Here is a 22,468-nt window from a genome sequence, read left to right as displayed (position 1 = left end):
GGGCTCAGACGTCCCGCTTCTCCTGCAGCAGGAAGGCGCCGGCGAACGCGACGGCTGTGACGCCGAGGATGATCCACAGCGGGTCCCAGCCGGACGGGCCGGAGGAGCTGAGGGAGTTGGCGTAGAAGACGCTGAGCTGGTTGGGGATCGAGTACTCGAACAGGGCGTCGCGCACGTCCTGGAGGGACTCCGAGAACATGAACAGGGCGATCACCAGCGGGGCCAGGACGGCACCGATCATGATGGTGATGGCGCCCGCCGAGTGCCGGATCATCGAGCCGACCAGGAGCGAGAGCAGACCCAGCAGCGCGATGTAGAGCGAGATGCCGACCGTGCCCTTGAGCCACTCGCCGCCGGAGGGGGACTTGGCGCCGTCGCCCTCCAGCATCGCCACGTGCAGGAAGGCGACGAGCGACGCGGACACCAGCGTCACGACGAACGCCGTCAGGAAGAACACCACGGCCTTCGCCGTCAGCACCCGGCCACGGCTCGGGCACGCGACCATCGTGGTGCGGATCATGCCGGTGCCGTACTCCGAGGCCGTGGTCAGCACGCCCAGCGTGATGATGCACATGCTGCCCAGCAGCAGCCCGAAGAAGCCCAGGCCGAGGGGGCTCTCGCCGTCCAGGGCCGGGTCGGACTCGGCCACCACCACGCCGGTCAGCGTGCCGATCCCGATGACGAGCAGGACGAACACCCCGAGGGTCCACAGGGTGGAGCGTACCGACCGGATCTTCGTCCACTCGGACGCGACGGCGTGCCCGAGGTGCGTGCGCACGACCGGGATCGGCGAGGTGTAGCCGGAGGGGAACGAGGTGCCGGGCGCCGCCTGCCAGGCGGGCGCGGCCTGCGGCATCTGGGACTGGGGGCTGCTCATCGGGCGTCCTCGGGCTTGGTCAGGTCGGGAGTGGGGGCGGCGTCGGGCGCGGACGGCGCGGCGCCGGGCGGCGCGGGCGCGGCGGCCGGCTGCGGCGTGGACTGCGGAGCGCTCTGGGGCGCGGGCGGGGCAGTCGGCTGGGGTGTGGACTGCGGAGCGCTCTGAGGTGCGGGCGGGGCGGCTGCGGGCGTCTGGCCCGGGGCGGCCTGCGGAGCGTCCTGGGGCGCCGGGGGCGTCTGCGGCGCGGGCTGGGCGTAGGGGTTGGCCGTGCCCGGGCCGGAGGCGCCATGGGCCGAGCCGTAGGGGCCTGCCGGCGCCTGACCCGGCGCGCCCTGGGGCGCGAACGGCTGCCCGCCCTGCTGGGGCGGCGGCGGGGCGTACCAGCCCGGCTGGCCCTGCCCGGGCACCGGCATAGGCGGCTGCGCGCCGGGCGGCAGCGGCTGCTGGAGCCCTTCCTTCTGGTCGATGGTCGAGCGGTAGTCGACGGCGCCCTGCGTCATCCGCATGTACGCCTCCTCCAGGGAGGCCTGGTGCGGCGACAGTTCCCACAGCCGTACGCCGTGGTCGTGCGCGATGTCGCTGATGCGCGGCAGGGCCAGCCCCGTCACGCGCAGCGCGCCGTCCTGCTCGGGCAGCACGTGCCCGCCGGACTCGGTGAGCGCGGCCGACAGCTTCTCGCGCTGTTGCGGCTCGGTGTCGGGCGTGCGCACCCGGGCGAAGTCCGCGGAGTTCGCCGAGATGAAGGCGGTGACGCTCATGTCGGCGAGCAGCTGACCGCGCCCGATGACGATGAGGTGGTCGGCCGTCAGGGCCATCTCGCTCATCAGGTGGGAGGAGACGAAGACGGTGCGGCCCTCCGCCGCCAGCGCCTTCATCAGGTTGCGCACCCAGAGGATGCCCTCGGGGTCGAGGCCGTTGACCGGCTCGTCGAACAGCAGCACCTGCGGGTCGCCGAGCAGCGCCGCGGCGATGCCGAGCCGCTGCCCCATGCCGAGGGAGAAGCCCTTGGACCGCTTCTTGGCCACGTCCTGCAGACCGACGACCCCGAGCACCTCGTCCACCCGCCGGGCCGGGATGCCCGAGAGCTGGGCCAGGGACAGCAGGTGGTTGCGGGCGGAGCGGCCGCCGTGCACCGCCTTGGCGTCCAGCAGGGCGCCGACCTGACGGGCGGCGTTGGGCAGCCTGCGGTACGGATAGCCGCCGATCGTCACCTGCCCGGCCGTCGGGTTGTCCAAGCCGACGATCATGCGCATCGTCGTCGACTTGCCCGAGCCGTTGGGCCCGAGGAAGCCGGTGACGGCCCCGGGCCGCACCTGGAAGGAAAGGTTGTACACAGCGGTCTTGTCGCCGTAGCGCTTCGTCAGGCCGACTGCTTCGATCATGCTCCGCACCCATCGCAAGGTTCAGGACAGCGGGGCACACGCCCCCGTAAGGGTTAGGAGGATATCGAGGAGCTGACGGTTCCACCCAAGAGCAGGTAAAAGCTCAGCCCGGCCAGGCCCTCCTAGGCGTCCCGCTTCTTCAGCAGCACATAGCCGCCGACGAGCGCCGCGAGCACCCACAGCCCCATGATCCCGAGGCCGCCCCATGGTCCGTACGGGGTGTCGTCGTCGATCGGTGTGACCACCTGCATGATCTTGCTGCCGGCCTGGTCGGGAAGGAACCGGCCGACCTTCTTCGTCGCGTCGACGTTGCCCAGGATGTTCGAGATCAGGAAGAAGAACGGCATCAGGATGCCCAGCGACAGCATCGGCGAGCGCAGCATCGCGGCGACGCCCATGGAGAACATCGCGATCAGCGCCATGTAGAGGCCCCCGCCGAGCACGGCCCGCAGCACCCCCGGGTCGCCGATCTCCGCCCGGTGCGAGCCCAGCATCGCCTGCCCGAGGAAGAAGGCGGCGAAGCTGGTGACGAGCCCGACCAGCAGGGCGAGCCCACTGGCCACGGCGATCTTGCTGAACAGGAAGGCCCCCCGCTGCGGCACCGCGGCCAGCGAGGTGCGGATCATGCCGGTGCTGTACTCGTTCGACACGACCAGCACCCCGAACACGATCATCGCGAGCTGACCGAGACTCATCCCGGCGAAACTGATGAACGTCGGATCGAACTCGGCCCGGGCCTGCGCGTTCATCGAGTCGAACTCGTTCTTCGACAGCGCCGAGATCAGCATGCCGAGGGCGACCGTCACGACCACCACCAGCGAGAGTGTCCACACCGTGGATGCCACCGACCGGATCTTGGTCCACTCCGACCGGACGACCTGCGTCACCGCCATGCCCTCAGCTCCTCTTCCAGCCGTCGCCCCACTGCTGCCGCGGTGGTTCGGGGCTCGTCGCATGCGTCCCGCTGTGTGCGTGGTACTCCACCGACTCCGCCGTCAGCTGCATGAACGCCTCCTCCAGCGACGCCTGTTGCGGACTCAGCTCGTGCAGCGTGAGCCGGTGCTGCGCCGCCAGCTCACCGATCCGCTCCGCCTTGCCGCCGTCCACCTCCAGCACCCCGCCGCCGCTCTCCACCGCCACGATCCCGGCCTGGTGCAGCACGTCGAGCAGCCGCTCCCGCTGCGGACTGCGGACCCGGACGTACGACCGTGAGTTGCGCGCGATGAAGTCGGCCATGGAGGTGTCCGCGAGGAGCCGGCCCTGCCCGATGACGACCAGGTGCTCGGCCGTCAGGGCCATCTCGCTCATCAGGTGGGAGGAGACGAACACCGTCCGGCCCTGCGCCGCGAGCGACTTCATCAGGGTGCGGATCCAGTGGATGCCCTCGGGGTCGAGGCCGTTGACCGGCTCGTCGAACATCAGGATCCGCGGGTCGCCGAGCAGCGCGGCCGCGATGCCGAGCCGCTGCCCCATGCCCATCGAGAAGCCCTTGGTCTTCTTCTTGGCGACCGCGGTGAGACCGACCGTCTCCAGCACGTCCCGCACCCGGCTGCGCGGAATGCCGTTGCTCTGCGCGAGGCACAGCAGATGGTTGTAAGCGGTACGCCCGCCGTGCCAGGCCTTGGCCTCCAGCAGGGCCCCGATGTACGTCAGCGGGTCCTTGAGCTGTTCGTAGCGCTTGCCGTCGATACGGACGTCACCCGCGGTCGGGTGGTCGAGACCCAGGATCATCCGCATGGTCGTCGACTTGCCCGCCCCGTTCGGCCCCAGGAAGCCGGTGACGATGCCCGGTCTCACGGTGAACGACAGGTTGTTGACCGCCACCTTCTCGCCGTACCGCTTGGTCAGCCCCTCCAGCTCAATCATGCCCGCCACGCTAGAACGGGACAAAGCCCCCTGCCACCCGAGCGGCAGAGGGCTTTGCGGAGATTCAGCCTCCGTATGCCCGTGTGTTACCGGGACTGCTGAGCCGGGACCCCACGGGAGATCGGCTCGTCCTCGGCCGGCGTACCGGCGGCGGCCACCGCGGCGCCCGTGAGCGTCGCGAGCATCTCGCGGACGTTCGTCAGCTGGGCGTTGATGCTGTCGCGGCGGTTGGTGAGGGCCGCGAGCTCCCGCTCGGATTCCGAACGGATGCGGTCGGCCTTGGCGTTGGCGTCGGCCACGATGTCCTCGGCCTGGCGCTGGGCCGTCTCCACCGTCTGGCGGGCGCGGCGCTCGGCGTCCGTGCGCAGCTTCTCGGCCTCCAGGCGCAGCTGCTCGGCGCGGTGCTCGATCTCGGCGAGGCGCTTTTCGGCCTTGGCCTGACGGGACGCCAGGTCGCGCTCCGACTGCTCCCGGCGCTTGGCCAGATTCGTCTCGAAATCGGCGGCGGCCTGCGCGGCCTTGGCGCGGGTCTCCTCGAAGAGGGCGTCCGCCTCCTCACGCTTGGACTGCGCGTCCTTCTGTGCCTCGGCCCGCAGCTGGGACGCGTCACTCTTGGCCTTCTCGACGATCCGCAGGCCCTCGTCCTCGGCCTTCGCCTTGCGCTCGGCGGCGTACGACTCGGCGTCGTTGCGCACCTGCTGGGCGGCCGACTCGGCCAGCTCGCGGTGCTGCTCGGCCGCGCGCCGGGCCTCCTCGCGCAGGTCCTTCGCCTCTTCCTCGGCGAGGCGGAGGATCTTCTCCACGCGTGCGCCGAGGCCCGCGTACGACGGCTCGGCGTCGGTGACCTGGGCCTGGGCGTTCTGCGTCTCGAGGTGGAGCTCTTCGATGCGCTTTTCCAGAGCGGTGATGCGGGAGAGAGCGCTGTCACGGTCGGAGACGAGCTTGGAGATACGTTCGTCCACCTGAGCGCGGTCGTACCCACGCCGCACAAGCTCGAAGCCGTAGGGGGAAGTGTCGCTCATGGGGTTCCTGTCGAATGAGACCGGTGAGGTGATAGGTGGAATCCTAGGGGCCGAAACGGTGTGTCATCGAGCGGATGCGCGTTTGATCTGGAAAATGAGACCCCTTTTGAGTGGCTAAGCGGCGGATCACTTGCCAAAACTTGGTCAAAGCCCCCGGAGGCCCCCGGAATCGGGCTTCCCGGCCCGGCCGGAGGCGCTAGCCGTCCGAGGACTTGCCACCCGATCGGGGTGCGCCGACCGTCGCGCCCGCCTTGACTCCGTTGTCCTTGGAGCCGACGGGTGCCTCGAAGGATTCCAACGCCTCCAGGACGTCCTGGACACGGGAGATCTCGGCGTTGATGTCCTCGCGGCGGCGGACCAGGACCTCCAGCTCGCGCTTGCCCTCCTCGACCGTGCGCTTGGCCTCGCGGATCGCCTCGGCCTTGAGCTCCTCGGCCTCCCGGACCAGCGTGGTCTTCTTCTGCTCGGCCTCCTTGAGCAGCCCCTCCGCCTTCTTCACCGCGGCGATACGGACCTTGCCCGCCTCGGAGTTGGCCTCCGAGACGATCTCCTTCGCCTTGGCCTGCGCCTTCGCCAGCTGCTCCTCGGCCGCCTTGACGAGCGCGTCGCAGCGGTCGCCCGCCGACTTCATCGTCTCGGCCGACTCACGGCGGGCCCGCTCGTGCAGCTCCTCGATCTCGGAGGTGATGCGGTCGCGCAGCTCCTCGGCACGCTCCCTTATCTGCGTGGCGTCCCGGCGCGCGCCGACCAGCAGCTCGTCGGCGTCCGTACGGGCCTTCTCCACCAGGGAGTTGCCCTCGACCGTCGCCTCGGAGACCAGCCGGTCGGCCTCCTTGCGGGCCGCGCCCACCATGGTGTCGGCCCGCGACTCCGCCTCCGCGGTGGTCTTGTGCGCCTGCTGCTGCGCCTCGGTCAGCAGCTTGTCCGCCTCGGCCGTGGTCTCCGCGATGAGCTTGTCGACCTGCTCGGCCGCCTCGGAGCGCCGCTTGTTGGCGTCCTTGCGTGCCTCGTCCAGGGTGCGGTCGGCCTCCTCGCGCGCGGTGCCGACGAGCCGCTCCGCCTCCGCCTCCGCGTCGGTCTTGACGCGCTCGGCCTCACGGCGGATCCGCTCGGCGTGCTGCTGCGCCGAGCCGACCGTCTCGGCGGCCTCGGCCCGCACCCGCTCGGCCTCCGTGGCCGCCTCGGACCGGACCCGCTCGGCCTCGGACAGGGCCTCCGTGCGAACCCGCTCGGCCTCGGTGACCGTCTCCATCCGCAGCCGGTCGGTCTCCTGGACCGTCTCGGTGGTGAGCCGCTCCGCCTCGCTTCGGGCCTCGGAGATGAGCGTGTCCGCCTGCGTCGCCGCGTCCGACCGGATGCGGTTGGCGTCCTCGCGGGCGTCCGCCCGGGTGCGCGAAGCGCTCTGCTCCGCCTCGGCGATCGCGTCCGACGCCTCCGTGCGCACCCGCTGGGCGTGCTCGGCGACGTCCGCGCGGATCCGCTCCGCCTCCGCGATCGCCTCGGACATCGTCCGCTCGGCGAGCGCCTTGGCGGCCTCGGTCTCCTCGTGCGCCTCGCGCCGCAGCCGGCCCGCGTCCTCGCTCGCCCGCTCCCGCTCGGCGTAGGCGTCGGAGCGGACCCGGTCCGCCTCCTCCTGGGCCTCCCGCCGCGTACGGTCCGCCGCGTGCTCGGCGGCGGAGCGCAGCCCGGTGATCTCCTCCTGGGCCTGCTCGTGCAGCCCGGCGACGGAGTCACGGACCTGCTGGGCGTGCTGCTCGGCCGCGGACACCATCTCCGTGGCACGGCGGTCGGCCTCCTCGACCAGCCGGACGGCCTCGGTCTGCGCGTCCTCCACACGCTTGCGCGCCGAGGCCAGCAGCTCCTCGCTCTGCTCGCGGGCCCGCTCCCGCTCCTGGTCGGCCTCCTGACGGGCGCTGCCGAGAAGTTCCTCGGCCTCGCGGCGGCGCCGGTTGGCCTCCTCCTGGGCGGCGGCCAGCGTCTCGGACGCCTCCGTGGCGAGCCGCTCGGCGGCGGCCTGCGCCTCCGCGCGCACCCGGTCGGCGCTCTCGTGCGCCTCCGACTTCAGCCGCTCGGCCTCGCTCGCCGCCTCCGAGCGCAGCCGTACGGCGACGGCCTCGCCCTCGGCACGCGCCGCGGACGCGTCCGCCGCGGCCTCGTCACGCAGCCGCTCGGCCTCCGCCTCGGCCTGCTGCTGGAGCGTACGGATCCGCTCGGCGGCCTCGGCACGCAGCCGCTCGTTCTCCTCGGCGGCCTCGCGGCGGATCCGCGCGGCCTCCTCACGGGCGTCCGACAGCGCCTGCTCGGCGGCCGTCAGCCGCTCCTCGGCCTCCGTCTGGAGCCGCGTCAGCTCCTCGGCGGCCTCGGCGCGACGGGCGTCCATGGCCCGCTCGGTCTCCTCGTGCAGCTCGCGGGCCGCGCGCTCGGCCTCCTCCTTGAGCGCCTCGGCCTGCTCGACGACCTCCTCGCGGTGCCGCTCGGCCTCCTGCCGGGTGCGCTGGAGGGTCTCCTCGGCCTGCCGGCGCAGGGTCGTCGCCCGCTCGATGGCCTCGGTGCGGACCTTCTCGCTGTCCGCCTGGGCCGTGGTACGCAGCTCGTCCGCGTCCGCCTTGGCCCGGGCGAGCAGTTCCTCGGCGGACTTCGCCGCCTCCTCGATCTGCGCCACGGCCTCCTTGCGGGCCTCGGCGCGGATCTTCTCGCCCTCGTCGACCGCGTCCGCCCGCAGCTGCTCGGCCTCGCCGCGCAGCCGGCGGGCCTCCTCCTGCAGCTCGACCGTCTTGGCGCGGTACTCCTTGGTGTCGTCCTTCGCCGCGCCCTTGAGCTGCTCGGCGATGTCGTGCGCCTCGGCCCGCAGCCGGTCCGCCTCGGCCTCGGCCTCGGAGCGGATCCGCTCGGCCTCCTCGGCCGCGGCCCTGGTGGTCTTCTTGGCGTCCTCCGACGCCTTGGTGAGGACCTCCTCGGCCGTACGGGCGGCCTTGGACAGCTGGGTCGCGGTCTCCTCGGCGGTGAGCGTGCGGGCCTTCTCGGAGGCCTCCGCGACGATCTTCTCGGCCTCGGCCCTGGCGTCGGCGACGATCTGCTCGGCCTCGGACTTGGTGTTCTCGGCCTCCTTCGTGGCCTCCTCGACCAGCCGGGCGACCTGCTCCTTGGCGGTGCGCGTCCGCGTCTCGTTCGCCGACTCCGCGCTCGCCAGGGCCTTGGCGGCGGCCTCCTTGGCCTCCGTGACCAGCTTCTCCGACTCGGCCTGCGCCTTGCGCAGCGCCTCCTCGGCCTCGGCCATCCGCTGCTCGGCGGCCTTGCTCAGCTCCTGGGCCTCGCGGCGCGCGGACTCCGACTCCGTGGCGCTGGACGTGCGCAGCTGCTCGGCGTGGTCGGTGGCCTCCTGGGCCTGCGTGGAGGCGGCGTTGAGCAGGCGCTCGGCGTCCGTGCGGGCGCGGCGCAGGATCTGCTCGGCCTCGGCCCGGGCCTCCTCGGCCGCGCTCGTCAGCCGCTGCCGGGCCTCGGTGGCGAGCCGCTCGGCCTCCGCGCGGGCCGTGGCCAGGGCCTGCTCGGCCTCGGCGCGGGACTCCTCCAGCAGCCGGCGGGCCTGCTGCTCGGTGCGGGCCCGCAGCTGTTCGGCCCACGCCACGTTCTCGTTGACGTGCGACTCGACCGTCTGGCGGCGCTCGGACAGCTCCTGGTCCAGCTGCTGGCGGCGGGTCACCGCCTCCTGGTGCAGCTCCGCCTGGAGCCGGGCCGCCTGCTCGGCGTGCTCCTGGAGGATCCGCTGGGTCTGGGCCCGGGCCTCGCTCAGCTCCCGGTCGGCGTCCGCGCGGATCTGGTCGGCCTGCATCTGCGCATTGCGCAGCAACTGCTCGGCCTGCCAGCCGATGTCGCCCCCCTCGAAGGAGGGCCGGGTCATGATGGTCCGCCGCGCCTCGTGCAGCTTGGCGCGCAGCACCTCGACCTGGTAGCCGAGGTCCTCGGCGTGCTGGATCGCCTTTTCCCGCTCGGTCTTCAGCCGCTTCATCTCGGCTTCGAACCGAGAGAGGTGGTCGACGTCAGCCGCCGGCTCTCGCTCCTGGCTCTCGTAGCCCCGCACTGCGCGGTCCCATCCGTCCCCTGGTCGAAACTCTTACCGAACGAGCTCCGTCCATCCGCCGAACGGGGCCCCCGGGGAATGGTGTCAGATCATCGGCGGAGCAGAGGCTGCTGCCCCGACGCTCGTCCCCCGAAACCCGGACCCCGGTGGTCCTGCCGTCGCACGGCGGGACCGCGGTCACCCTGGACTGAGCGGCGACCGCCCCCAACCCTACCGGCCCTTATGTACGAGGGTCAGTGCTCAGGTGACTCAACAGGCGCCGAAGTGACCAGTTCTGTCAGTACGCCATGGCAGTCCTTGGGGTGCAGGAAGGTGATCCGTGACCCCATGGAACCGACTCGCGGCTCTTCGTACAGCACGCGTACGCCCTTGCCCTTGATCTCCTCGGCGTCCCCGTCGACATCTGCCGTACCGAAAGCGATGTGGTGGACGCCCTCGCCGTTCTTGGCGAGCCACTTCGCGACGGTGGAGTCCTCGCGGGTCGGCTCCAGGAGCTGCAGGTAGGAGGCGCCGCCGTCGGACGTCTCGTTGATCTTGAGCATGGCCTCCCGCACGCCCTGCTCCTCGTTGACCTCGGAGTGGAACACCTCGAAGCCATAGGTGGCACGGTAGAACTCGACGGTCTTGTCGAGGTCGAAACAGGCGATTCCGATGTGGTCGATTCGCGTCAGCATGGATTCAGTGCAGCGCCCCCGAGGTGGTTACGCAACGTGCGCGCGATCACACCGACAGCCCGATGACGGCACGGAGTGCCACTCAGTACATTCGAAGTAAACCCTCGTTCACTCCTCGGCTGTGCAGCCGGTAAGGGGATCGCAGCTCATGTCTTCTGGAACTTCCGAAGCGAACAGCTCGGTGATCGTCGCGGGCGCGCGTACGCCCATGGGTCGGTTGCTCGGATCGCTGAAGTCCTTCTCCGGAGCCGACCTCGGCGGCTTCGCGATCAAGGCCGCCCTCGACCGTGCGGGGATCGGCGGCGACCAGGTGCAGTACGTGATCATGGGGCAGGTGCTCCAGGCCGGTGCCGGGCAGATCCCGGCCCGCCAGGCCGCCGTCAAGGCCGGCATCCCGATGAACGTGCCGGCGCTGACCATCAACAAGGTGTGTCTGTCGGGCCTCGACGCCATCGCGCTCGCCGACCAGCTCATCCGCGCGGGTGAATTCGACGTGATCGTCGCCGGCGGCCAGGAGTCCATGACCAACGCCCCGCACCTGCTGCCGAAGTCCCGCGAGGGCTACAAGTACGGCGCCATCGAGATGCTCGACGCCATGGCCCACGACGGTCTGACCGACGCCTTCGACGGTGTCGCCATGGGCGAGTCGACGGAGAAGCACAACACCCGCCTCGGCATCGCCCGGCCGGTGCAGGACGAGATCGCCGCGCTGTCGCACCAGCGGGCCGCCGCGGCGCAGAAGAACGGCGTGTTCGACGCCGAGATCACGCCCGTGGAGATCCCGCAGCGCAAGGGCGACCCGGTGCTGTTCAGCAAGGACGAGGGCATCCGCGGTGACACGACCGCCGAGTCGCTCGGAAAGCTGCGTCCGGCGTTCGCCAAGGACGGCACGATCACGGCCGGTTCCGCCTCGCAGATCTCCGACGGTGCCGCCGCCGTCGTCGTGATGAGCAAGGCCAAGGCCCAGGAGCTCGGCCTGGAGTGGATCGCCGAGATCGGGGCGCACGGGAACGTGGCCGGGCCGGACAACTCGCTCCAGTCGCAGCCGTCCAACGCGATCCTGCACGCCCTGAAGAAGGAGGGCCTGGAGGTCTCGGACCTCGACCTCATCGAGATCAACGAGGCGTTCGCGGCCGTGGCCGTGCAGTCCATGAAGGACCTCGGGGTGTCCACCGAAAAGGTGAATGTCAACGGTGGCGCCATTGCCCTGGGTCACCCGATCGGGATGTCCGGTGCGCGGCTCGTGCTGCATCTCGCGCTGGAGCTGAAGCGGCGTGGCGGTGGCGTGGGCGCGGCCGCGCTGTGCGGTGGCGGCGGGCAGGGTGACGCGCTGATCGTGCGCGTGCCCAAGGCCTGATTTCCGGTACGTCCCTTATCTGAACGGAGCTGTGATGCAGGACGTCTCCACCCTGGTGGCCCAGGCCAGGGAAGGCCGGCCGCGGGCCGTGGCCCGGCTGATCTCCCTGGTGGAGGGGGCGTCCCCGCAGCTGCGGGAGGTCATGGCGGCGCTCGCGCCCCTGACGGGCGGGGCGTACGTCGTGGGACTGACCGGGTCGCCCGGGGTCGGCAAGTCCACGTCGACCTCGGCGCTGGTCACCGCGTACCGCAAGCAGGGCAAGCGGGTCGGCGTGCTCGCCGTCGACCCGTCGTCCCCGTTCTCGGGTGGTGCGCTGCTCGGGGACCGGGTGCGGATGTCGGAGCACGCGTCCGACCCGGGCGTGTACATCCGGTCGATGGCGACGCGCGGGCATCTGGGCGGGCTGGCGTGGGCGGCCCCGCAGGCCATCCGGGTGCTGGACGCCGCCGGCTGTGACGTGATCCTGGTCGAGACGGTGGGGGTCGGGCAGTCGGAGGTGGAGATCGCCTCGCAGGCGGACACGTCCGTCGTCCTGCTCGCGCCGGGGATGGGCGACGGGATCCAGGCGGCCAAGGCCGGAATCCTGGAGATCGGTGACGTGTACGTCGTGAACAAGGCGGACCGGGACGGGGCGGACGCGACGGCCCGCGAGCTGAACCACATGCTGGGGCTGGGGGAGTCCCGGGGGCCTGGCGACTGGCGGCCGCCGATCGTGAAGACGGTCGCCGCGCGGGGCGAGGGCGTCGACGAGGTCGTCGAGGCGCTGGAGAAGCACCGGGCCTGGATGGAGGAGCGGGGCGTCCTCACGGAGCGCCGGGCGGCCCGGGCCTCGCGCGAGGTCGAGACGATCGCGGTGACGGCCCTGCGGGAACGGATCGGCGACCTGCACGGCGACCGCCGGCTGGGGGCGCTGGCGGAGCGGATCATCGCGGGCGAACTGGATCCCTACCGGGCGGCTGACGAGCTGGTGGCGGGGTTGACGGAGGGCTGAGGCCCCGGCGTCGGCCTCGACGCCGGGGCGGGAAAATCCGACAGCTGCTGGTCAGTCCCGGTCGTCCGTGTCGTCGGAGCGGTCCGCCGTGATCTTTCCGGTGTTCAGGTCGACCTTCCAGTCCCGCTCGGTGCCGCCGGACGTGCGGGTCTCGGTCTCCCAGGACGTGTTCTTGCCGTCGTCGTCGAGGTCCACGGACGTCACCACGCCCTTGCCGGCGGCAGCCTTCACCGCCTGCTCGGCCGTCACCGACGAGCCCTTCAGCGCCACCCGCACCTGCGCCGTGTCGTCCTCGTCGTCGGTCTGCGAGCCGAGAACCCTGCCGTCGGACGGGTCGACGCTCACGCTGTGCCAGGTGTCGTCGCCGGACAGGACGTCGACCTTCCAGACCACCTTGTCGCTGTCGTCCTCGTCGTCCAGCTCGGCGGAGACCACCGTGCCCGACGTGTGCTTCAGCGCGGAGGCGATCGCCTCGGACGCCGTGACGTCGGTGGAGGCGGCGCGCTCGGCGTCGTCGCCGCGGTCGCCGCGGTCGCCGTGGTCGCCGCGGTCGTCCCGGTCCTCGCGGTCGCCGCGGTCGTCCTGCGCGTCGTTCGAGAGGCGGGTGTTCGCCGTCTGGCGCGCCGAGTCACCGTCGTCCGCCGTGGTCGCCAGAGCGGTGGCCGTACCGCCTCCGATCAGGGCGGCGGCGGTCACGGCGGCGATCACGATGTTGCGCTTCATGCGGTTTCCTCCCGAGTCGGTTCGTTTTCGACGCCTTCGACTCTGGCCGACCGAGGCTGAGAGGAACCTGAAGGTCCCTGAAGGGATCTTCAGGTTGGCTTTGCCACTCTTGACGCATGCGCCTGTTGATCGTGGAGGACGAGAAGCGGCTGGCCCTGTCGCTCGCCGGGGGCCTGACCGCCGAGGGGTACGCAGTGGACGTCGTCCACGACGGCCGCGAGGGGCTGTACCGGGCCTCGGAGGGCACATACGACCTGGTCATCCTCGACATCATGCTGCCCGGCCTCAACGGCTACCGGGTCTGCGCCGCCCTGCGGGCCGCCGGACACGAGGTGCCGATCCTGATGCTGACCGCCAAGGACGGCGAGTACGACGAGGCCGAGGGCCTCGACACCGGTGCGGACGACTACCTGACCAAGCCGTTCTCGTACGTCGTGCTCGTCGCCCGGGTCAAGGCGCTGCTGCGGCGGCGCGGGCAGGGGGCCGGGGCGTCGCCCGTGCAGGTGCACGGAGATCTGAAGGTGGACACCGCTGCGCGCCGGGTGTTCCTCGGCGAGGACGAGATCACCCTCACCGCCAAGGAGTTCTCCGTGCTGGAGCAGCTCGTGCTGCGGGCCGGTGAGGTGGTGTCGAAGCCGGAGATCCTGGAGCACGTCTGGGACTTCGCGTACGAGGGCGATCCCAACATCGTCGAGGTGTACGTCAGCACCCTGCGGCGCAAGCTGCGGGCGGAGCTGATCCGGACCGTGCGCGGGGCCGGGTACCGGCTGGAGACGTCACCGTGAGGCGGCTGTTCGGGTCCGTCCGGGCGCGGGCCACGCTGGGGGCGACACTCGTGGTCGCGGTGGCGCTCGTCGCCGCGGGCGCCGCCGTGCTGCTGTCCCTGCGGTCCAACCTGATCGGCGAGGCCGGTACGCAGGCGGAACGCTCCGCGCGGGCGGTCGCCGCCGAGCTCGCCGCCGGCACGCCGTACGACAAGCTCTCGGGGCTGGACGGCGACGACGGGCCGGTGCAGGTCGTCGACGACGACAAGCGGCTGGTCGCGGTCAGTGAGGATCTGGAGCGGATCAGCGGGACCGACAGCGGGCAGGTGAAGCCGCAGCCGGCGGCGAGCCCCACCGGTGATGACGACGACTCGGATGACGCGGGCGAGGCACTGGAACCCGGTGAGATCTCCGGGGAGACCGTGTTCAGCAACGGGTCCGCGACGATCGACGGCGAGGCGGAGGACTACCGCTTCGCCGCCGTCGAGGTGGAGACCCACGACCGGGGGCACCTCACGGTCTACGCCGGTTCCCCGCTGGCCGCCGAGCACGGGGCCGTGCGGACCGCGCTGACGGTGATGCTGATCGGGTTCCCTCTGCTGCTCGCCGTCGTCGCGGCCGTCACCTGGCTGGTCACCCGCAGGGCCCTGCGGCCCGTCGAGGGCATCCGGCGCGAGATGGCCGCGATCACCCACTCCGAGGACCTCGCCCGGCGCGTTCCGGAGCCGGACACCCACGACGAGATCGCCCGGCTCGCCAGCACCACCAACGAGACGCTCGCGGCGCTGGAGACGTCCGTGGAGCGGCAGCGGCGGTTCGTCGCGGACGCCTCCCACGAGCTGCGCAGCCCGATCGCCTCGTTGCGGACGCAGCTGGAGGTGGCCGCGGCCCATCCCGAGCTGCTGGACCTCGACGGGGCCGTGGAGGACACCGTCCGGTTGCAGCGGCTGGCGGCCGATCTGCTGCTGCTCGCCCGGCTGGACGCGGGGGAGCGGCCCAGTGACGCGAAGATCGACCTCGCCGGAATCGCCCGCGAGGAGGCCGAGGGGCGGACGGGTGTCACCGTGGACGCGGAGCCGGCGGAGGTGGCCGGTTCGCGGGGGCAGCTGGGGCGGGTGCTCGCCAATCTGCTGGACAACGCCCAGCGGCACGCCCGGTCCGCGGTCACCGTGACCGTGCGGCGCGAGGGCGACCGGGCCGTGGTCGGGGTGGCCGACGACGGTGACGGGGTGCCCGAGGACGACCGGGAGCGGATCTTCGAACGGTTCGTCCGGCTGGACGCCGCGCGCAGCCGCGACGACGGCGGTGCCGGGCTGGGGCTCGCCATCGCCCGGGACGTCGCCGTCCGGCACGGCGGCACGCTCACGGCCGGGCGGGGGCCCGCAGGCGGAGCCCTGTTCGAACTCCGCCTGCCGCTCGCCTAGCGGGAACTGCGGTTATGGGCGCCCGCGCTGGCCGCGCAGGTGCTCCGCGATGGGCTTGAGGCCCTTGTCGAGCTCGGCCAGGGCCTCGGGGGACAGCAGGTCGATGAAGTGCCTGCGCACGGACGCCACATGGTGGGGCGCGACCTTCTGCATCGTCGCCATGCCGTGCTCGGTGAGGACCGCGTAGAGCCCCCGGCGGTCCGACTCGCAGTTCTCCCGCCGGACCAGGTTCGCGTTCTCCATGCGCGTGATCTGGTGCGAGAGGCGGCTCTTGGACTGGAGCGTGGCGGAGGCGAGGTCGCTCATCCGCATTCTCTGGTCGTCGGACTCGGAGAGATTCACCAGGATCTCGTAGTCGTTCATTGTCAGGCCGAACGGCTGCAGGTCCTTCTCGAGCTGGTACGTCAACAGCCTGTTGACCTCCAGGTGGGTGCGCCAAGCGCACTGCTCCGCATCGGTCAGCCAGCGGGTGGCCGTCTCGGTCTCCATGAATGAAGTCTACCTAAAATGTTGAAAGGCGAACTAGTGAGGGGTGGTGTGTGATGGCGCACGCCTGGCGGACAACCGTGCGCAGACGTTCGATGTCACACTCCGCAGACTACCGCTCACAGCCCGAAGCGACGCTGGAGGTCGCCCAGCTGTCCGGGAAGGCGCGGTACCCCGGACTGCCCCGTCTGGGGGATGTGCGCCCCGCCGCCGGGCACGCCGGCCTGATGCGGAACGCCCCCCGTGGCCTGCTCGGCCATCAGTGTCTCGGACGACTGCAGCAGCACCGTCCCGGCGCCGACGAACTCGAACTGGTGCTCCTCGCCGGAGGCGCCTCCCAGGCCCGTCAGTGCACGTAGACCGCCCATGACACCGGTCATGTACCCGTGGTCGTAGTGATGGCACGGGGAGGGGCAGTCGGCCCAGCCGACCAGGGCCTGGGGGTCGACCCGGATCGGGGGTTCCATGAACACCACCGGTCCGTTGGACGCGGCCACGAACTTTCCGGTTCCGATGAGGGTCAGAAAACCCGGCACGATTGATTGCTTCAGTGCCAGAGTTGGCTGAAAAGCGAGGAGGTTGCCCGAGCGAATGGTCAGGTTGCCGTCCTCGAGGTCGTACGAATTGACGTCGAAGGCCCGGTCGGCGAGGAGCATCTTGCCCGAGCCCTCGGCCACCACCCAGTCGCTCGCGTGCAGTGGCGAATGGAACGAGGTGCGCACGAGACGGTCCAGCCGGCCGTGTCCGACGCCGTTGAAGTCGATCGAGCCGTAGTAGGCGATCATCTTCCCCTTCTGCAGGAACCACTGGCTCCCCTTGAGCTCCACGCAGAAGGTGTAGGGATTGACGTTGTCGTCCGGCGGCAGCGTCGCCGGGTCGAAGACGGCGGGGCCGGCGCCCGGCGTTCCGTACGTGCTCACAGCTTCTCCTCCGACGCCTGGACGTACACCGCACCGCTGCCGCTGAGCTCCAGCTGGAACGCCTCGCCCGAGCCGCGGCCCACCATGTCCCGCCAGCCCAGCGCCGTCGACAGCTTGTTACGGACGTCTCCGTGGTGGGCGACGTAGGCCTGCGGGTCCACGTGGACCGGGCGCTGCGGGCTGATCGGGATCTCGATGACACCGCCGTGGGCCATGACCGCGACGGCCCCGTGCCCCTGCAGCGTCGTCGTGAACAGTCCCTGGCCGCTGACCTGCCCGCGCACCATGCCCATGACGCCGCCCTGCGAGCCCAGGAACATCGTGCCCTGCTGGAGCGTGCCCTCGAAGGCCAGCAGGCGGTCCGCCTCGACGTAGAGCGTGTCGCCGGTCAGGCGGATCACCTGGACGTGGTGCCCGCCGTGCCCGAACAGCACCGTGCCGCTGCCCTCGACGGACATCAGGGGGGTGTCCTCGTTGGCCACCCGGCGGCCGATCATCGACATGATCCCGCCCTGGCCGCCCGCCATGTTGGGCGTGAAGGACACCTCGCCCTTGTACGCGAGCATCGCGCCGCGCTGACTGAACAGCCGCTGGCCCGGCGCGACCGTCGCCTCGACCATCTTTCCGTTGATCTCCCGGAAGGCCATGTCACACGTCCCCCGCGATCGTGTTCCGCTCGCTCGGCTGCACGTACACCAGCCCGTCACCCTCGAACCGCATCTGGAACGCCTCGCCGCCGCCCTCCCCGAGCAGCGTGCGGAACGTCACACCGGACTGGAAGGACTGCCGCAGGTTCCCCTGGTGCGCCACGTACGCCCCCGGGTCGACGGTCAGCGGGTACTGCGCGCTCACCCGCAGCACCACCGCGGGGCCGTCCGACATGATCGCCGCCTGGCCGTGGCCCTCGACGGTCGTCGTGAACAGCCCGTTGCCCTGCGAGGCGCCGCGCAGGCCGGTGAACTCCGTACCCGTGCGCAGCCCGCCGTCGGTCGCGAGCAGGTTGCTCGACTCTACGTAGAGCTTGTCGCCCTGGACGCTGACCAGGTTGATCTCGGAGGCCCGGTCGGCGAACCAGCAGGTCCCCCGGCCCTTCACCTCCATCAACGTCATCTGCTCACCGGTCAGCCGCCGGGTCACCATCCCCCGGATCCCCTCGCCGCCGCCGCTGAGCTTCTTGAAGGCCATCTCGCCGTCGTACGCGACCATGGAGCCGTTCTTCGCCTTGACGGCGTCTCCGGTCATGTCGACGGCGAGCACCTTGCTGCTCTGAAGTCGGAACATCGCCACGACTGGAAGGTATCCGCAGGCCGGGCCTCACGGACAGGGCCCGCGGGTGGAGAACGACCCCGAGAGCACCCCTAGGCTGCGCGGGCGTACCCGGGCGGACCCCCGGCCGGAGGGCGCGCGACGGTTTGCCACAATGGGCGGACGCTTGTGCGCGTGTTCACAAACTGTTTCTCTCCCACCGAAGGTGACCCGTGGACCTCAAGACCGCCACCGCCATCCGCCGCCTCCGCCTGGTCTCGGCCCCCGAGGCGATCTCCTTCCTCCTCCTGCTGGTCTGCTCGGTGCTGAAGCGGACCACGGACTTCAACGCCGTGCCGGTGATGGGCGCGGTGCACGGTGCGCTCTTCGTCCTGTACGTCATCTTCTGGGCGGACGCCTGGAACCGTGCCAAGTGGTCGCTGAAGACCGCCGCGCTGTACTTCGTCCTCTCGGTGCTGCCCGCCGGCGGCTTCTTCGCCGAGCGCCGGCTGCGCCGTGAGACCGAGGACGCGGTCATCGCCTCCCGCGCGCGCAAGGAAGGCGTGGTGGGCGCGTGATCGTCGCCTTTTCCGTGACGCCGCTCGGGGTCGGCGAGGACGTGGGGGAGTACGTCGCCGACGCCGTGCGGGTGGTGCGCGAGTCCGGGCTGCCGAACCGCACCGACGCGATGTTCACGTCCGTCGAAGGGGAGTGGGACGAGGTCATGGACGTGGTCCGGCGCGCGGTCGCCGCGGTCGAGCGACGCGCGCCCCGCGTCTCCCTCGTCCTCAAGGCGGACATCCGCCCCGGTGTGACGGACGGTCTCACGTCGAAGGTGGAGACGGTGGAACGGCACCTCGCCGAACAGCGGACCCACTGACCTGTCACGAGAACCCCGGCCCCTGCGGGCCGGGGTTCTCGTCGTCGACGGTGACCGCCGGTCGTCCCGGCGGACGCCACAGCGGGCGGCTACGTCCTTCACCTCACGCAGACCGCTTCCGGAAGCACGCTCACGGTCCCCGTCAGGGTGAAGTCGACCGCCCCCGCTCCCACTCCCACCCGCACCCCTACGTCCCGGCCATCACCCGGCCCCGCGGCGACTCCGCCCGTCCCGGCCCGTGCGCCCGAAGGGCGAGACGGGGCTGACCGGCATGTGACCGGCCGGTAAGGTCGGGTTCGTGCCGAAGCCGCTCAGTCTCTCCTTCGATCCGATCGCGCGCGCCGACGAACGCTGGAAGCAGCGCTGGGGAAACGTGCCGTCCATGGCCGCGATCACCTCGATCATGCGCGCCCAGCAGATCCTCCTCGCCGAGGTCGACGCGGTGGTCAGGCCGTACGGGCTGACGTTCGCGCGCTACGAGGCGCTGGTGCTGCTCACCTTCTCCAAGTCCGGCGAGCTGCCGATGTCCAAGATCGGTGAGCGGCTCATGGTGCACCCCACATCGGTGACGAACACCGTGGACCGGCTGGTGAAGTCGGGTCTGGTCGCCAAGCGGCCCAACCCGAACGACGGCCGCGGCACCCTCGCCAGCATCACCGACAAGGGCCGCGAGGTCGTCGAGTCGGCCACCCGTGACCTGATGGCGATGGACTTCGGACTCGGCGTCTACGACGCGGAGGAGTGCGCGGAGATCTTCGCGATGCTGCGGCCGCTGCGCATCTCGGCGGGCGACTTCGACGAGGAGTGACCCGGGGCAAGATCTCCCGGAACGGGTCGTTACGCTCGACGGCATGAAGAAGAGCGTGCTGACCCGCTACCGGGTCATGGCCTACGTCACCGGTGTGCTGCTCGTCGCGCTGACCCTCGGCATGATCGGCAAGTACGTCCTCGATCTGGGCGGCGCGGCTGACTTCACCCAGGTGGTCAGCATCGCGCACGGCTGGTTGTACGTCGTGTACCTGATTTTCGCCTTCGACCTCGGCTCCAAGGCGAAGTGGCCGGTCAAGAAGCAGCTGTGGGTGCTGCTCGCCGGCACGATCCCCACGGCCGCGTTCTTCGTGGAGCGCAGGATCAGCCACGAGCTGGAGGGCAAGCTCGCCGAGGACGCGCCCGCGCCCGTCAAGGCCTAGGCAGGCACCCGGCGGCCATCGCGCCCCCCGATGCGCGGCGGTCGCCTTCACCCGTTCGCCAGGTCACTCCCGTCAGCCATCGACATTTACTAGGACGTCCAAGTAAATTCGAGGGTATGGACGCTGACGCCATCGAGGAGGGCCGCCGCCGCTGGCAGGCCCGGTACGACGCCGCACGCAAGCGCGAGGCCGACTTCACCACGCTCTCCGGCGACCCCGTGGAGCCGGTGTACGGGCCCCGGCCCGGTGACACCTACGAGGGGTTCGACCGGATCGGCTGGCCGGGGGAGTACCCCTTCACCCGGGGCCTGTACGCGACCGGCTACCGAGGGCGGACGTGGACCATCCGGCAGTTCGCCGGGTTCGGCAACGCCGAGCAGACCAACGAGCGCTACAAGATGATCCTCCGCAATGGCGGAGGCGGGCTCTCGGTCGCCTTCGACATGCCGACCCTCATGGGCCGCGACTCCGACGACCCGCGCTCGCTGGGCGAGGTCGGGCACTGCGGGGTCGCCATCGACTCGGCGGCCGACATGGAGGTCCTGTTCAAGGACATCCCGCTCGGTGACGTCACGACGTCGATGACCATCAGCGGCCCGGCCGTCCCCGTCTTCTGCATGTACCTGGTCGCCGCCGAACGGCAGGGCGTCGACCCGTCCGTCCTCAACGGCACGCTCCAGACGGACATCTTCAAGGAGTACATCGCACAAAAGGAGTGGCTCTTCCAGCCCGAGCCGCACCTGCGGCTCATCGGCGACCTCATGGAGCACTGCGCGGCCGGCATCCCCGCGTACAAGCCGCTGTCCGTCTCCGGCTACCACATCCGCGAGGCCGGGGCGACGGCCGCGCAGGAGCTGGCGTACACGCTGGCGGACGGCTTCGGTTACGTCGAGCTGGGTCTGTCGCGCGGGCTGGACGTGGACGTCTTCGCCCCCGGCCTGTCCTTCTTCTTCGACGCGCACGTCGACTTCTTCGAGGAGATCGCCAAGTTCCGCGCGGCCCGCCGGATCTGGGCCCGCTGGATGCGCGACGTCTACGGGGCGAAGTCCGAGAAGGCCCAGTGGCTGAGGTTCCACACACAGACCGCGGGGGTCTCCCTCACCGCGCAGCAGCCGTACAACAACGTCGTACGGACGGCCGTGGAGGCGCTCGCGGCCGTGCTCGGCGGGACGAACTCGCTGCACACCAACGCGCTCGACGAGACCCTCGCCCTGCCCAGCGAGCAGGCCGCCGAGATCGCGCTGCGCACGCAGCAGGTGCTGATGGAGGAGACCGGCGTCGCCAACGTGGCCGACCCGCTGGGCGGTTCCTGGTACGTCGAGCAGCTGACCGACCGCATCGAGGCCGACGCGGAGAAGATCTTCGAGCAGATCAAGGAGCGCGGGCTGCGGGCGCACCCCGACGGGCAGCACCCCATCGGCCCGATCACCTCCGGGATCCTGCGCGGCATCGAGGACGGCTGGTTCACCGGCGAGATCGCCGAGTCGGCGTTCCGCTACCAGCAGGCGCTGGAGAAGGGCGACAAGCGGGTCGTCGGCGTGAACTGTCACGACGGGTCGGTCACCGGGGACCTGGAGATCCTGCGGGTCAGCCACGAGGTCGAGCGCGAGCAGGTGCGGGTGCTCGGCGGGCGCAAGGCGGCCCGTGACGACGCCGCGGTGCGCACGGCGCTCGACGCGATGCTGGCCGCCGCCCGCAGCGGCGCCAACATGATCGGGCCGATGCTGGAGGCCGTCCGCGCGGAGGCGACGCTCGGAGAGATCTGCGGCGTGCTCCGCGACGAGTGGGGCGTGTACACGGAGCCGGCCGGCTTCTGACGGCCTACGACCCCAGCCCCTGCAACAGCACCCTGGTGAAGCTGCGGACCCACTCCTCGTCGGCGGGTTCCGCGCTCACCAGGGTGCGGTGCACCACCGCGCCCGCCACCATGTCGAAGATCAGGTCCACCGTGCGGGCGGCAGACTCCGGGTCCTCCTCCGCCGGGAGTTCGCCCCGTGCCTGGGCCCGGGCGCGGCCCTCCAGGACCAGCCGCTTCTGGCGGTCGACCACGGACGCGCGGATGCGTTCGCGCAGGGCCTCGTCACGGGTGGCCTCCGCCACGACCGCCATCAGGCCGCTCCGCGCCTCCGGCAGGGCCAGGATCGCGGCGAACTGCAGCACCACGCCCTCGATGTCGGCGGCCAGCGAGCCGCAGTCGGGGAGCTCCAGCGCGTCGAACAGCTCGGCCACGGCGTCGACGACCAGTTCGTTCTTGCCCGCCCAGCGGCGGTAGAGCGTCGTCTTCGCGACCCCGGCACGGGTCGCCACGTCTCCCAGGGTGAGCTTGGACCAGCCCAGCTCCACCAGCGCCTCACGGGTCGCGGCCAGGATCGCCGTGTCCGCCTCGGCGCTGCGCGGGCGCCCGGAACGGACGGCTGGGCTGCGACTGTGCATGTCCCCGACCATAAACCGGCGGTTCCCGCGCGGCCCCGTGAGGGAGATCACCGGGGGGCGGTGTCCCGGAGCCCCCGCATGGCATTACGCTACGACTCGTAGCGAAAGCCCGTGAGGGACGTACACGGGCCTTGGCACACCGGCGTGGGGTGGGGA

At 71.1% G+C, this 22,468-nt stretch carries 22 protein-coding genes; 9 read left to right on the top strand and 13 right to left on the bottom strand.

Going from position 1 to position 22,468, the window contains the following annotated elements; all coding sequences use genetic code 11:
* Nucleotides 1–4: 4 nt before the first annotated feature.
* The 7 genes from ACFZDI_RS01530 to mce all read right to left on the bottom strand — a co-directional run bounded on the left by ACFZDI_RS01530 (nucleotide 5) and on the right by mce (nucleotide 9,899).
* Nucleotides 5–877 (bottom strand): ABC transporter permease subunit, encoded by an 873-nt coding sequence (locus tag ACFZDI_RS01530; RefSeq protein ID WP_234848122.1) that lies wholly within the window; start codon nucleotides 875–877, stop codon nucleotides 5–7.
* Nucleotides 874–2,259, bottom strand: a complete 1,386-nt coding sequence (locus ACFZDI_RS01525) for an ATP-binding cassette domain-containing protein (protein ID WP_391247030.1) — start codon at nucleotides 2,257–2,259, stop codon at nucleotides 874–876. Before ACFZDI_RS01525 ends, ACFZDI_RS01530 begins: the two co-directional genes overlap by 4 nt.
* 122 nt (nucleotides 2,260–2,381) lie before the next feature.
* Nucleotides 2,382–3,152: an ABC transporter permease gene (locus ACFZDI_RS01520; protein ID WP_391247028.1), complete on the bottom strand. Its 771-nt coding sequence runs from the start codon at nucleotides 3,150–3,152 to the stop codon at nucleotides 2,382–2,384.
* A gap of 4 nt (nucleotides 3,153–3,156) precedes the next feature.
* Nucleotides 3,157–4,125, bottom strand: coding sequence for an ATP-binding cassette domain-containing protein (locus ACFZDI_RS01515; protein WP_391247026.1), 969 nt, complete (start codon nucleotides 4,123–4,125; stop codon nucleotides 3,157–3,159).
* 86 nt (nucleotides 4,126–4,211) lie between these two features.
* Entirely contained in the window at nucleotides 4,212–5,147 is a 936-nt protein-coding gene (locus tag ACFZDI_RS01510; RefSeq protein ID WP_234848118.1) for a cellulose-binding protein, read from the bottom strand.
* 196 nt (nucleotides 5,148–5,343) lie between these two features.
* On the bottom strand, nucleotides 5,344–9,225 hold the full coding sequence (gene scy / locus ACFZDI_RS01505) for a polarized growth protein Scy (RefSeq protein ID WP_391247024.1): 3,882 nt from the start codon (nucleotides 9,223–9,225) through the stop codon (nucleotides 5,344–5,346).
* Nucleotides 9,226–9,458: 233 nt separating this feature from the next.
* On the bottom strand, nucleotides 9,459–9,899 hold the full coding sequence (gene mce, locus ACFZDI_RS01500; protein ID WP_031107947.1) for a methylmalonyl-CoA epimerase: 441 nt from the start codon (nucleotides 9,897–9,899) through the stop codon (nucleotides 9,459–9,461).
* A 148-nt stretch (nucleotides 9,900–10,047) separates the two neighbouring features.
* Between mce and ACFZDI_RS01495 the strand changes: the two genes are divergently transcribed.
* A complete protein-coding gene (locus ACFZDI_RS01495) occupies nucleotides 10,048–11,256 on the top strand; it encodes an acetyl-CoA C-acetyltransferase (RefSeq protein WP_234848116.1) in 1,209 nt (402 codons plus the stop codon).
* A 34-nt stretch (nucleotides 11,257–11,290) separates the two neighbouring features.
* The gene (gene meaB, locus ACFZDI_RS01490) at nucleotides 11,291–12,247 is read left to right on the top strand and encodes a methylmalonyl Co-A mutase-associated GTPase MeaB (protein ID WP_391247023.1); all 957 of its coding nucleotides are present in this window, start codon (nucleotides 11,291–11,293) and stop codon (nucleotides 12,245–12,247) included.
* Nucleotides 12,248–12,298: 51 nt separating this feature from the next.
* On the opposite strand, the gene ACFZDI_RS01485 is transcribed toward meaB, so the two are convergent.
* Nucleotides 12,299–12,970 (bottom strand): PepSY domain-containing protein, encoded by a 672-nt coding sequence (locus ACFZDI_RS01485; protein WP_391247021.1) that lies wholly within the window; start codon nucleotides 12,968–12,970, stop codon nucleotides 12,299–12,301.
* Nucleotides 12,971–13,086: 116 nt separating this feature from the next.
* Between ACFZDI_RS01485 and ACFZDI_RS01480 the strand changes: the two genes are divergently transcribed.
* A complete protein-coding gene (locus ACFZDI_RS01480; protein WP_234848113.1) occupies nucleotides 13,087–13,755 on the top strand; it encodes a response regulator transcription factor in 669 nt (222 codons plus the stop codon).
* A complete protein-coding gene (locus ACFZDI_RS01475; protein WP_391247018.1) occupies nucleotides 13,752–15,158 on the top strand; it encodes an ATP-binding protein in 1,407 nt (468 codons plus the stop codon). The genes ACFZDI_RS01480 and ACFZDI_RS01475 overlap by 4 nt, the downstream gene beginning before the upstream one ends.
* Before the next feature lie 12 nt (nucleotides 15,159–15,170).
* Here the strand turns inward: ACFZDI_RS01475 and ACFZDI_RS01470 are convergent, their stop codons facing one another.
* From ACFZDI_RS01470 to ACFZDI_RS01455, 4 genes are all read right to left on the bottom strand, one after another.
* On the bottom strand, nucleotides 15,171–15,647 hold the full coding sequence (locus ACFZDI_RS01470) for a MarR family winged helix-turn-helix transcriptional regulator (RefSeq protein ID WP_234848111.1): 477 nt from the start codon (nucleotides 15,645–15,647) through the stop codon (nucleotides 15,171–15,173).
* A gap of 116 nt (nucleotides 15,648–15,763) precedes the next feature.
* Nucleotides 15,764–16,564, bottom strand: coding sequence for an AIM24 family protein (locus ACFZDI_RS01465; RefSeq protein ID WP_391247016.1), 801 nt, complete (start codon nucleotides 16,562–16,564; stop codon nucleotides 15,764–15,766).
* On the bottom strand, nucleotides 16,561–17,211 hold the full coding sequence (locus tag ACFZDI_RS01460; RefSeq protein ID WP_234848109.1) for an AIM24 family protein: 651 nt from the start codon (nucleotides 17,209–17,211) through the stop codon (nucleotides 16,561–16,563). The genes ACFZDI_RS01465 and ACFZDI_RS01460 overlap by 4 nt, the downstream gene beginning before the upstream one ends.
* A 1-nt stretch (nucleotide 17,212) precedes the next feature.
* The gene (locus tag ACFZDI_RS01455) at nucleotides 17,213–17,845 is read right to left on the bottom strand and encodes an AIM24 family protein (RefSeq protein WP_102911820.1); all 633 of its coding nucleotides are present in this window, start codon (nucleotides 17,843–17,845) and stop codon (nucleotides 17,213–17,215) included.
* A 197-nt stretch (nucleotides 17,846–18,042) separates the two neighbouring features.
* On the opposite strand from ACFZDI_RS01455, the gene ACFZDI_RS01450 reads away from it, so the two are divergent.
* From ACFZDI_RS01450 to ACFZDI_RS01430, 5 genes are all read left to right on the top strand, one after another.
* Nucleotides 18,043–18,387 carry a DUF3817 domain-containing protein gene (locus tag ACFZDI_RS01450; protein WP_234848108.1) on the top strand — a complete coding sequence of 115 codons (345 nt, stop codon included), beginning with the start codon at nucleotides 18,043–18,045 and terminating at the stop codon, nucleotides 18,385–18,387.
* Nucleotides 18,384–18,689 (top strand): MTH1187 family thiamine-binding protein, encoded by a 306-nt coding sequence (locus ACFZDI_RS01445; RefSeq protein ID WP_234848107.1) that lies wholly within the window; start codon nucleotides 18,384–18,386, stop codon nucleotides 18,687–18,689. Before ACFZDI_RS01450 ends, ACFZDI_RS01445 begins: the two co-directional genes overlap by 4 nt.
* A gap of 298 nt (nucleotides 18,690–18,987) precedes the next feature.
* On the top strand, nucleotides 18,988–19,497 hold the full coding sequence (locus ACFZDI_RS01440; protein WP_234848103.1) for a MarR family winged helix-turn-helix transcriptional regulator: 510 nt from the start codon (nucleotides 18,988–18,990) through the stop codon (nucleotides 19,495–19,497).
* 43 nt (nucleotides 19,498–19,540) lie between these two features.
* The gene (locus tag ACFZDI_RS01435; protein ID WP_053670546.1) at nucleotides 19,541–19,879 is read left to right on the top strand and encodes a DUF3817 domain-containing protein; all 339 of its coding nucleotides are present in this window, start codon (nucleotides 19,541–19,543) and stop codon (nucleotides 19,877–19,879) included.
* A gap of 116 nt (nucleotides 19,880–19,995) precedes the next feature.
* Nucleotides 19,996–21,696, top strand: coding sequence for a methylmalonyl-CoA mutase family protein (locus ACFZDI_RS01430; protein WP_391247013.1), 1,701 nt, complete (start codon nucleotides 19,996–19,998; stop codon nucleotides 21,694–21,696).
* Between the two features lie 4 nt (nucleotides 21,697–21,700).
* On the opposite strand, the gene ACFZDI_RS01425 is transcribed toward ACFZDI_RS01430, so the two are convergent.
* Nucleotides 21,701–22,312: a TetR/AcrR family transcriptional regulator gene (locus ACFZDI_RS01425; protein WP_221757477.1), complete on the bottom strand. Its 612-nt coding sequence runs from the start codon at nucleotides 22,310–22,312 to the stop codon at nucleotides 21,701–21,703.
* Nucleotides 22,313–22,468 lie beyond the last annotated feature (156 nt).

The sequence above is a fragment of the Streptomyces sp. NPDC007907 genome (genome assembly GCF_042959365.1).
GTDB lineage: Bacteria > Actinomycetota > Actinomycetes > Streptomycetales > Streptomycetaceae > Streptomyces > Streptomyces indiaensis.
This window is presented reverse-complemented; position numbering and strand designations above follow the sequence as displayed.